Raw genomic sequence first — 11,451 nt, forward strand, 5'->3', positions numbered from 1 at the left:
TATTCCCTGGCTTCTGGCTTCTGGCTTCTGGCTGCGTTAAAATTTGTAATGAACCAAAGGCTGGTTGTGCATCCCGATTATATAAAAATAGTATCAGAACTGGTTAAAATAGAAAATAAATCTATTGCTGTTTTGAAATGATACCAGAAGCAAATATTGAAGATGTTCAAGAACCAATTACCAGCGCACCACCGGAGGTGAAGCAAATTATTGAGAAGGTATGGAGGTTGGAGAAAAGCCGATTAGATAGAAAGAGTAAGGGTCATATTAATGATGATATTCTCACTATTGTGAAGGAAGCGGTGCAATGAAGCTAACTTCGATTAAATTATGTAATTTTCGTTCTTTTTATGGGAAAACTCCAGAGATAACTTTGGCTGGTGGAGATGTTCGCAACACTACGATGATTTATGGTAGTAATGGTGCAGGTAAAACTAGTATTTTGAATGCGTTTACTTGGGTTTTATATGAAAAATTTAGTGCGGCTTTTGCGTCAACGGAACAGTTAGTAAATAAACGCGCAATTTCAGAATCTCAACCTAGTCAACCTGTGGAATGTTGGGTGGAAGTTGGTTGGGAACATGAAGGTAATCGTTATCGCGCTACTCGTGGTTGTCGGGTTTATAAAAATGAAAGTGATGTGATTGAAGCTGGGAAAACTCAGTTGAAAATTCAAGTTGCTGGAGATGATGGAAAATGGTATTTTCCTCTTCAACAAGCTGAGGAAATTATTACTCAGATTTTACCAGCAAGTTTACATCAATATTTTTTCTTTGACGGTGAACGCATTGAAGAAATTGTCCGTTCTGATAATAAAGCGGAAATTTCTGAAGCCATTAGAACTTTTTTGGGTGTGGAAGTTATTGAACTTTCGATTAAACACTTGAAAGATGCTAAGAAGAGTTTAGAAACTGAGTTAAAACATATTGGTGACGCGGAAACTAAACAGTTATTGAATCAGCAAGAAAAGCAAGAACTGGAAATTGACAATATTAATAAACGTCAAACGGAAATAAATCAAGAGTTGGAATGTCAGCAAACTTTTAAAAAGGAAGTTAGTAACAAGTTACGAGAATTGAGTGCTGTTAAAGAATTACAGGAAAGAAAGCAAAGTTTAGAGTCGCAAAAAGATAGTTTGCGGGAAGAGTTGAAAAAAACACGGGAGAATTTGAAAAAGGTTATTTCCGCACGGGGTTATACTGTTCTGTTATCGGAAACTACCGCTAAGTTTCGGGAAATATTTACAGATTTAAAACAAAAGGGTGAATTAACTGCGGGAATTTCCCGGGAATTTGTCAATGATTTACTCAATACTGGACGTTGTATTTGTGGTGCAGATTTAAGGGAAGGAACTCACACCCATTTTCATGTCAAAAATTTAATGAGAAAATCTGGTTCTTCGACTGTAGAAGAAACCGCAATTAGAATGAGCGCGCAAGTTGATGAAATTGATAAACAAGCAGTTGCTTTTTGGGAAGAAGCGGACAGGGAACAAGTACGAATTCAACAGTTACGGGAAAATCTTAATCAAGTTGAATTGGAATTAGCAACTATTCAAGAACAACTCCGAAAAGATCCCAATGAGGAAATTAGTAGTTTACAAAAACGTCTTGATGAAATTGAAGCTAAAATTGATGACTTAAATCGAGAACAAGGTGCAAATCAACAGGAAGTTTCTCATCTAAAAACAGCTATTGATGCTTTGATAAAACAAATATCTAAGCAAAAACAAAATGAGGAAAAACAATCTTTAGCACAGCGTCGCATTAATGCTACTCAAGATGCAATTGACAGATTATCGGAAGTTAAAAACCGTCAAGAAAATCAGTTTCGTCTCCAATTGGAACAGCGGGTACAGGAAATTTTCTCAGATATTTCTTTTACTCCTTATGTTCCCAAGATTAGCGAAAAGTATGAGTTGAGTTTGGTGGAAAATACGACGGGATTTGAAGCACCAGTCGCAGCTTCTACGGGAGAAAATCAAATTCTCAGTTTATCTTTTATCGCTAGTATTATTGATAAGGTGCGTGACTGGAGTGAGAAGCGGAAAATGATGATGGTTCCTGATAGTAGCACTTTTCCTATTGTTATGGATTCTCCTTTTGGGAGTTTAGATGCTAATTCTCGTCGTCACATTGCGCGAACTATTCCTAAGTTAGCAAATCAGTTGGTTGTGTTGGTGACTAAGACTCAGTGGAGGGTTGAGGTTGAGGAGGAAATTGCTGATAAGATTGGGAAGGAATATGTTTTGGTTTATTATTCTTCTAAGCCTAATTGTGAACAGGATTTTATTGAGTTGGGGAGGGAACGATATGCTTTGGTTCGTCAGAGTTTGAATGGTTTTGAATATACGGAAATTGTTGAGGTTGAACGGTAGAAGAGTAACGAACCACAGAGACACAGAGAACACAGAGGAAGAAAGTTTATGGTAGTTAGTTCTTTAGGTTTGGTTGGGATGAGTTTATGGAAGTTGTTGAATATCCTGATTATCAGCAAGGAAGATTTTATTTTTATCAAAATTACATGAGGGTAGAAATGTCACCAGTTGGTTCAATTCATGGAAACAATAATAATGTGAAGCTAAGTAGTAAGACAGAATTAATTACACAATGTCATTGCGAAGGGAACGAAGTGAAATGAAGCAATCGCAAGGGTTGTGATTGCTTCCCTTCGCTCGCAATGACTGTAAATATTTTTGTCCAATTACTTATTCAATGTAGTTTAACTCAAGATGATGGTGAGGTTAATCGCTGGTTGTTGCAAATTTTTAGTTAATTTGTTTTACGCAAAATTAGGAGGTAAATGTTATGATTGCTAATTTTGAGAAAAGTTATATGAGTCCTCTGGAGTATTTGGAATGGGAGGAACAGCAAGATATTAAATATGAATATATCAATGGTGAAGTTTTTGCTATGACTGGGGGAACTATTCCCCATACTACTATTGCTTTAAATTTGGCTTCTGGGTTAAAAAATCATTTGCGTGGGGGTAAATGTCGTCCTTTTATGGCAGATGCTAAAGTGGGTATATCGGAAAATGGTCTGTTTCATTATCCTGATGTCATGGTAAGTTCTGATGAACGGGATAAACAAGCTATTAAGTTTATTCAATTTCCTTGCTTAATTGTTGAGGTGCTTTCTCCGAGTACGGAAGCTTATGATAGGGGGGGAAAGTTTCAGCAGTATAGACGGATTGAATCTTTGCAAGAATATGTTTTAATTAGTGCTGATAAAATCGGTTTGGATTGTTTTCGCCTAAATGATAGGGGTTTATGGGAGTTACATCCTTTTGTTGAGGGTGATAATGTACATTTAGTTAGTGTTGATTTTAGGTTTCCTCTTTCTCTGGTTTATGAGGATGTTTTTTGATTTTTTGTTTCGCGCAATCTCTCTTAGAGATCCCGAAGGGTAGACGCTAAGGAGCAAAGGCGCAAAGAAGAGGATAAGATTGTAGTATTAGTAAGTTAGGTTTGGTTTATGATGTTAAGGGTGTATATTTTATAATTATGGCGGAAACTGGTAGAATCAGGGTTGCTAGGGATAAAGCTGAGTTGGTGAAAAGTTTAACGTCTGCTGATGGGGGAACTGGTCCTTTTCAGACTTTCGCTGATGTGATTGTTTTTGCTGCTGCTTTGGGTGTAAAGTATAAAAAGCGTGTTCCTTTGGGGGAAATTTCCAAACGTGAACCAGCACCAATTCGGTTAGAATATTTCGCCACAATGGGACATGATACATTAATTAAATTATTGGGAATTACAGAAACTCAGGATATTATAATTTTGTCTCCTTATGAGGAAGAATACGAAAAACAGCGCAATGAAATTTTTGAAGAATATGCTAATGGTGGACTAGAAATATTACAAAATGAGTTAAGAGGTGCGGTAGATTATTCTGAACGAATTTTATTATTTCTCGGTTATGAAAGAACAAATCATCCAAATAAAGAAGAGGAATTTGATTTAACTAAATTCCTCAGTTGAGTTAGGGTATCTTTAATAGGAAGAGTTATCTGTCCATCCTAATTCATATTTAATCTTTTTAACTGCATCCGTTACTGCATTTGCACCTGTAGATAGTTTATAACGCTTATTCGGATTTTTTGGGTTAGGATCTATTCTAATTAAAGTATTTTCCCAAATTGAATTATCCCTTGTCCAACCTATCTGTGCGAGTTGGGAAACTTTTGTTTCATCAAAATAATTGCTGTCTTTGTTGTAAGTTAAATGTAGTAGTCTAGCCAAAACTTCCAGACCAACACTCACACCCAATAGACATTCATCCTTAAATTTCCTGATCTCAACAACAGTCAAATCTTCTGCTTTTTTTACAGAAATATATCTAGTATTGCTACATTCATAGAAAAACTCATTGAGACAATTAGAGAGAGAATTAGATGATATAGCTACATCATAGTCGCTAAGTTCAGCTTCAGGATTATTAGTAAAAGCACAACTTACAGCCCTAGCTATGTAGTTATTTGTGTAAATAAATCCCTTTGTAACACGCGGATTATCATGAACCTTATCTGTCTTATTATGAAAGATGTGTACTTGTTCTACTAATTTTTTAGTAATACCAATACGACCTTCAGATACACCGAATGACAATAGCAAAGCTTTATCTAGTTTTTTTGTTTGAGCCATATCTCGAAAATCTTTTTTACACTGATCAAGGTCTTCTTCTAAAACCAGCGTAATTGGAAAATCATCATCACTAATTAAGTCACTTGTATCACCTTCAATCAATTTTTGAATAGCACTCTTACGATGTTGACCATCTGTAATCTCTAACTTTACTCCACGAGGAATTACAACTAAACAAATACCTCTACCAAATTCGATAATATTTATTTTTCCTAGAGCTACATTTGCTGTCAATGTCCCCAAAATCCAAGGTTTTCCTTTTTGCGCTTGCTCGATAATATAATTTTTGATCTCATCAGCATGGCCTGGTACTTCTGGGCGTTGTCTACCTGAATCAGGATCATTCTCAGTAGCAGGTTTGATTACTAAAAGTGCAGGAAAATCTCCAGGTGGTATATTAATTTGTAGCATTTTTCGCTTACCGTGACGAAGAATCAAACCTGGATAACAGCGTTCACGATGGTATTTAGAAAAGAATGGCTCTATAAATGAGCTAAACTGAGCTTTTACTTCAGGAGTAATATCGTTGTTGTTCTCTTCGTTCAATTGAGTCATATAAATGTTGATACACTTAGCGATGTCAAAGAACATAGTAAACAACATCGGTGGTATTGAACATCCGTGAAAACCGCATGGTAGTATTACTCGCTACTTGTCTAACTCAATATAATCGGAAGTCCTACATCTTGCGGTTTTACCAATTTTCCATCAAAACCTATAGTTTGGTCTTCCATTGTCCTAGCATTAGCTAAAGCTTTACGTAAAGCAGTAACTTCCATTTTTTCAGTCATTCCTCCCAACATATAAATAAATAACTTCACAGCTAAATCTTTTCCTACTACCTGTACCCGCTTTTTATTGGGGTCATATAAAACCCCATACCATAAAGAGTGAGGATATTCCATACTACTAAAACCCCCTTGACGGTCAAATTTCTCCAACTTCTTAAAAATATCCGTCAAAGGAAAATCTTTTTTAAACACCAAAGTTCCCAAAGCTTGCGCTAAAGCAACTTGAGAAACTGGACGAAATAACATATTTCCCTCACCTCCGTCTTTTTCAAAATGGAAGCGCCGCAAAACAGTTGTATCTTCGTGTTCCAATATTTTATAACTGGGAAGATTAGCTAAATGATCAAAAAGTAGTCTAAAATCTGCAATTCCTTCCTGAATTTCTTCATTTTCTGGACGCATGGGAATTAACCCTTTTTCCAAAGGTTTCCAATGGGGGAACTTTTGCCCCAAATATCTTTCAGACATATCTTGTAAGGCTTGCAGAGTGGTTAAAACTGTAGAATTAGCGGCTACTGTGGCACTATTCCAATTAACACGGGGATTGCGATTTGGTTTTTGTTCTAAAAGTGGATGTGTAACCGCAATCTTTCGTGCTACAATAGCAAAACCATCATCTTCATTTAATTGTGCTAACTGACCTTTAGTTAAAGGTGCAGCCATCAAATTTACATGAACAAAAATTGATCTTACCCGTCGTTTTGCTTCTGTATGAGTTTCCCCAGTATTCACCGCACAAATAAATTCAATGCCAATTTTTTCTTTAGATAAATTTTGTAAATAAGCAGGTTCTACTTGATATTTCTCAATCAAATCAGATAAAGTAATAAAACTTTCATCAGCAGTTTTATCCTTTTTATAACGTTGGAGTTTACCAGATTTAATTAATTCCATTAAACCCTGTACACCCATTAATCTATGTTGACCATCTAAAGCATAAATTGTCACATTCTCTTCAGAAATATTCAGTAAACCGACTTTACTATCTTTATCTAAAGGTATAAAATCAGTAGTCGCTTTTTTAGCCCGTCCTTGACTATCCCACTCCGCTGCTTTGGGGTTATCTACCCAAGGTTGATTAATTACTACCAGCACAGCCGGAAATTTATGGTTTTTTCGCGCAGCTAAATACTGTACTAACGGTGCTTGACGCGACCAGTCAACAGGACGTTGTTGAATGTCATCAATACTATCAGCATCAATTTCAATATTCTCTGTCTCTGGGTTGTACTTTTTTTGCAGCAGGGGTAAACCAGACGCAAAATGTACCCGTCCCGCGAACCATTCCAATGTCACAGAACCTACATAAGCCTCAGTACCACCCATTTCTGTCTTTTGGACAAGAATTTGGTCTTTCTTCTCTAAAAACCTGTCTAGCAGTAAAGCTAATACCTGTTTATCCTGATTTTCCCGTTCTAAATACTCGTTAGCGAGTTGATTATTGAGTGTATCTGTATTATCATTCATGTTAATTTTTGAAAACTTGGTGACTAAATCTTGCTTTATTGTCCAAAAAGATGGATACTAGGGATGCGATTTTTAAAAATATGCTGCACGCATAGCTTAGATTTATTTATATACTAGATGATTTCATGCCCCCAAAGGGAAGTATTGATTCTATGTTCATGTATCCACAGGTAAGGAAAAATGACTACAACACAACAGCCAGAAAATAAAAATCAGCCGAATCGTACTGTACCAGAGTTAATCGAAGATATTCAAGCTTTGACTACAGAAATTCAAGAATTGTATTGTTTAGATCAGATACCTTGGGTTATAGGTTATTCGGGTGGAAAAGACAGCACTGCTACTTTACAACTTGTGTGGAATGCGATCGCTGAACTCCCACCCGAAAGGCGAACAAAAAAAATATATGTCATTACTACGGATACACTGGTAGAAAATCCTATTATTGCGGCTTGGGTACGTAATTCGTTAGAACAAATGAAATTGGAGTCGCAAACGCAAGGATTACCATTTGAACCCCATTTATTAAGACCAGATTTTAAAGAAACATTCTGGGTAGGTTTAATTGGTAAAGGTTATCCAGCCCCAAGAGGGAAATTTCGTTGGTGTACAGAACGTCTGAAAATTAATCCTTCTAATCGCTTTATTCGTGATGTTATTCGTAACAATGGAGAAGCAATTGTTGTATTGGGAACGCGCAAAGCTGAAAGTTTAAAACGCGCCCATAGAATGAAAAAATTAGAAGCCCAGCGAGTAAGAGATCATTTAAGTCCTAACATGAATTTACCAAACTCTTTAGTTTATAGTCCTATTGAAGATTGGGAAAATGATGATGTATGGATTTATTTAATGCAATGGGAAAATCCTTGGAAATACAGTAATAAAGAATTATTTGCTATTTATCGAGGTGCATCTGCTGATAATGAATGTCCTTTAGTTGTTGATACAACTACTCCTAGTTGTGGAAGTTCTCGTTTTGGTTGCTGGGTTTGTACCCTTGTTAGTCAAGATAAATCATTAACAGCAATGATTCAAAATGATGAAGAAAAAGAATGGATGCAACCATTATTAGATTTTCGCAAAGAATTAGATTTAGAAGAGAATCGTGACCGAAGAGATTTTCGCCGTAGACGTGGAGGTGTACAACTGTATGAGCGTAATTTAGAGGGTGAAGTATCTATTGAACCTATTCCTGGTCCATATCTTAAAGAAGCGCGGGAAGATTGGTTAAGAAAGTTGCTAACAGTTGAAAAGCAAATCCGTCAAACAGCACCAGAAAATATGCGCGACATCACTCTACTTACTATAGAAGAATTGAGTGAAATTCGCCGAATATGGTTAGAAGAAAGACACGAATTTGATGATAGTTTACCCCGAATATATGAAGAAGTCACAGGAGAAGTATTTAAAGATCCTCGTCCTGGTGCAGATCAAAGCATACTTGGTAGCGATGAATGGGAAATATTAGAAGAAATTTGTGATAATGACGGAATGTATTTAGAATTAATGGCTAGACTATTAGATACAGAAAGACAATTTAAGAAAAAAACCCGCCGTGTGGGTATCTACGAAAGCCTAGAAAAATGCTTTGATACAAGTTCCCGTTCACCAGAAAAAGCGATCGCAAATGCCCATTTAAAACGGGATTTACGACAAGCAGCCTTAGAAGGTGATGTTGCCACAATTCGGGAAAAATTCAAACAATTGAGTTTAGGAGATACCGCCGAAAAACAAGAGAGTAAACCACAAACTTGGGCTAACTTCAAATATGCACAAAAGAACCCAGATGATAACCCAGACCAATAGAATATCCTCCCCACCCTCCTTCCTAGCCTCTGGCTGGGAATGCCAATCTTGAGGTTCTACCTCAACTCATTATAACCGAGGCAGAGCCTCTTGACAGCATTCCCTGTCAGAGACAGGGAACGAGATAAATATCTCCCTTCTCTCTTTCTCCGTGTCCTCTGTGCCTCTGTGGTTCGTTTAAAAAAACTAGAATACCCAACCCAAAAACCCATGATCTTCCTAGAATTAGTCCTGCAAAACTTCGGTCCTTATGCTGGTAAACAAATCATCAACCTCAACCCCGAAATTGACGAAGATAACGCCCGCCCAATTATTTTATTAGGAGGAATGAACGGCGGCGGAAAAACCACCCTAATGGATGCCATTCGCCTTGCATTATATGGACAACGCGCCCAATGTTCAACAAGAGGAAATCTGAGTTATAGTGATTTTTTAACCCAATGCGTGAATAGTAAAAGTACCCCCACAGAAAAAACCAGAATTGAATTAGTTTTTGAACATATCGAAGAAGATAGACCAATAAAATATCGCGTTGTGCGGACTTGGGAAAAAAATCCTAAAGACGGAAAAGACCATTTAGGAATATTAGGAGATGATGAAACATGGCCAATTGATTCATTAGTAAATATTTGGGATGAATATATAGAAAATATTTTACCTATAGGGATTTCTAATTTATTTCTGTTTGACGGTGAACAAGTTAAAGAACTTGCAGAACAGGAAATACCCCCGCCCATAGTTGTAGATGCTATTAACGGACTTTTGGGTTTAGAATTAGCTGATAAATTGGCAATTGATTTAGAGATATTAGTAAATCGCAAAAAACGAGAATTTGCAGATACAAAAGATTTAGAAAAATTAGCAGAAATTGAAACCCGACTTCAGGAAAAACAGGCAGAATATGAAAACAATCAGATAAAACTCGCAAATCTAAATATTGAAGTTACAGAATTAGAAAAAGTTCATGAAGAGGCTTTAGATAGATTTGTGAATGAAGGTGGTAAAATTGCTGCTGAACGTAGTCAGTTAGAACAACAAAAGGAAGAGAAAATTAAAGTTGCTAATAACGTTCGTGAATCTTTGCGTGAACTAGCTGCTGATGTTTTACCTTTAGCCTTAATTAGTCCTTTATTATCTCAAGTGCAAAGACAGGGAGAAAAAGAACTGAAAACTCAACAAATTCAATTAGCGAAAGATGTCTTAATTGCTAGAGATGAAAGATTATTGAATTGGCTACAACAATTAAATCTAGAAAATAATAAAGTTACTAATATTCAATCTTTTTTAGCTGAAGATATCAATAACTTATATACTAATAACTTATCCACAGAAAATAATTGGTTAAATGGAGATGAAGAAAGTTTAAGTTTACTTGACAATATAACTTATCGGTTACAAATTTCCCAAAATATAGCCCAAAAGCAATTAGATGAATTAACTAATTATGAAGAAGAAATCCTCACCTTAGAAAGACAAGTACAAACTGCGGCTGCACCCGAAGAATATACAAAACTACAAAAAGCAGTAAAAGAAGCACAAACTGAATTTAATAAAATTAAATCTCAGTCAGACATAATGACTCAAAAACTGATAGAATTAGATACAGAAACCAAAAAATTGAGACAAGAACTAAATGAATATACTGTACAAAATATCAAATATCAAAATAGTGAACATATTATTGATTCTGCATTAAAAGTTCAACAAACATTAAAAGTATTTCGAGAAAGATTGACTTTGAGAAAATTGAATAAATTAGAAGAAGAAGTCAAAAACTGTTTTCTATATTTATTACATAAATCAGACCTAGTACATCGCATAGCTATAGACAGCAAAACCTTCGGCTTATCATTATATGATTTAAACGGAAAACAAGTCCCCAAACATCGGCTTTCCGCCGGTGAAAAACAACTATTAGCGATCGCATTTTTGTGGGGATTAGCCAAAGTATCAGGAAGACGCTTACCTATCGCCATAGACACCCCATTAGGAAGACTAGACTCCTCCCACCGCAACAACCTAGTAGAAAGATACTTTCCCTCAGCCAGCCATCAAGTAATCCTCCTTTCCACCGACACTGAAATCGGCAAAAAAGAATATCAAAACCTGAAAGAAACCGAAGCCATAGCCCGTGAATACCTACTCCAATACAACTCCGGTAAACGAGAAACCACAATAAAACCTGGTTATTTTTGGTGATTGGTGATTGGTGATTGGTGATTGGTGATTGGTAATTGGTGATTGGTGATTGGTGATTGGTGATTGGTAATTGGTTGAAATAAAATTTATGGGAAGACCGGATTTTGAAGAGTTACAAGTTTATAAGTTATCAGAAAAATTAGCAAATGAAATTTGGAAAGTAGTTATGGGATGGGATAATTTTGCTAAAGATACTATTGGTAAGCAGATTGTTCGTTCAGCAGATAGCATTGGAGCAAATATAGCAGAAGGTAGAGGACGTTACAATATTCAAGACAATAAACGCTTTATTAAAATTGCTAGAGGTTCTCTAAATGAAACAATTCATTGGATGCGACTTGCTTATGTTCGTAAATTATTAACAGTTGAACAAGTAAATATTCTCAAACCGTTAATAGAGGAACTTTCACCCAAATTAAATGCTTACTTAAACTCATTGGGAACTGGAAATAGTAACAAATAAGTTTTCCTCACCAATCACCAATCACCAATCACCAATCACCAATCACCAATCACCAATCACCAATCACCAATCACCAATCACCA

10 protein-coding genes are annotated in these 11,451 nt (G+C 36.1%); 8 read left to right on the plus strand and 2 right to left on the minus strand.

Features of this window, described 5'->3' with window-relative positions; translation table 11 throughout:
• The first annotated feature begins 137 nt into the window (after positions 1–137).
• The 5 genes from PN450_RS19725 to PN450_RS19745 all read left to right on the plus strand — a co-directional run bounded on the left by PN450_RS19725 (position 138) and on the right by PN450_RS19745 (position 3,979).
• Positions 138–311 carry a hypothetical protein gene (locus tag PN450_RS19725; RefSeq protein WP_015079891.1) on the plus strand — a complete coding sequence of 58 codons (174 nt, stop codon included), beginning with the start codon at positions 138–140 and terminating at the stop codon, positions 309–311.
• On the plus strand, positions 308–2,377 hold the full coding sequence (locus PN450_RS19730; protein WP_271837293.1) for an AAA family ATPase: 2,070 nt from the start codon (positions 308–310) through the stop codon (positions 2,375–2,377). Before PN450_RS19725 ends, PN450_RS19730 begins: the two co-directional genes overlap by 4 nt.
• An 86-nt stretch (positions 2,378–2,463) precedes the next feature.
• Complete coding sequence (locus PN450_RS19735; RefSeq protein ID WP_271837294.1) at positions 2,464–2,640, plus strand: hypothetical protein; 177 nt, start codon at positions 2,464–2,466, stop codon at positions 2,638–2,640.
• Between the two features lie 167 nt (positions 2,641–2,807).
• Positions 2,808–3,368: a Uma2 family endonuclease gene (locus PN450_RS19740; protein WP_271837295.1), complete on the plus strand. Its 561-nt coding sequence runs from the start codon at positions 2,808–2,810 to the stop codon at positions 3,366–3,368.
• 137 nt (positions 3,369–3,505) lie between these two features.
• Complete coding sequence (locus tag PN450_RS19745; protein ID WP_271837296.1) at positions 3,506–3,979, plus strand: DNA phosphorothioation-associated protein 4; 474 nt, start codon at positions 3,506–3,508, stop codon at positions 3,977–3,979.
• A gap of 12 nt (positions 3,980–3,991) precedes the next feature.
• Here PN450_RS19745 and PN450_RS19750 read toward each other — a convergent pair whose 3' ends face one another.
• Together PN450_RS19750 and PN450_RS19755 are read right to left on the minus strand one after the other, a co-directional pair.
• Positions 3,992–5,197 (minus strand): DNA sulfur modification protein DndB, encoded by a 1,206-nt coding sequence (locus PN450_RS19750; protein ID WP_271837297.1) that lies wholly within the window; start codon positions 5,195–5,197, stop codon positions 3,992–3,994.
• A gap of 101 nt (positions 5,198–5,298) precedes the next feature.
• Positions 5,299–6,900, minus strand: a complete 1,602-nt coding sequence (locus PN450_RS19755; protein WP_271837298.1) for a DGQHR domain-containing protein — start codon at positions 6,898–6,900, stop codon at positions 5,299–5,301.
• Between the two features lie 180 nt (positions 6,901–7,080).
• On the opposite strand from PN450_RS19755, the gene dndC reads away from it, so the two are divergent.
• The 3 genes from dndC to PN450_RS19770 all read left to right on the plus strand — a co-directional run bounded on the left by dndC (position 7,081) and on the right by PN450_RS19770 (position 11,368).
• Positions 7,081–8,706 carry a DNA phosphorothioation system sulfurtransferase DndC gene (dndC, locus tag PN450_RS19760; RefSeq protein ID WP_271837299.1) on the plus strand — a complete coding sequence of 542 codons (1,626 nt, stop codon included), beginning with the start codon at positions 7,081–7,083 and terminating at the stop codon, positions 8,704–8,706.
• A 210-nt stretch (positions 8,707–8,916) separates the two neighbouring features.
• Positions 8,917–10,905: a DNA sulfur modification protein DndD gene (dndD, locus tag PN450_RS19765; RefSeq protein ID WP_271837300.1), complete on the plus strand. Its 1,989-nt coding sequence runs from the start codon at positions 8,917–8,919 to the stop codon at positions 10,903–10,905.
• Positions 10,906–10,993: 88 nt separating this feature from the next.
• Positions 10,994–11,368 carry a four helix bundle protein gene (locus PN450_RS19770; RefSeq protein WP_053540436.1) on the plus strand — a complete coding sequence of 125 codons (375 nt, stop codon included), beginning with the start codon at positions 10,994–10,996 and terminating at the stop codon, positions 11,366–11,368.
• Positions 11,369–11,451 lie beyond the last annotated feature (83 nt).

Source organism: Dolichospermum lemmermannii CS-548, from assembly GCF_028330815.1.
Classification (GTDB): domain Bacteria; phylum Cyanobacteriota; class Cyanobacteriia; order Cyanobacteriales; family Nostocaceae; genus Dolichospermum; species Dolichospermum lemmermannii.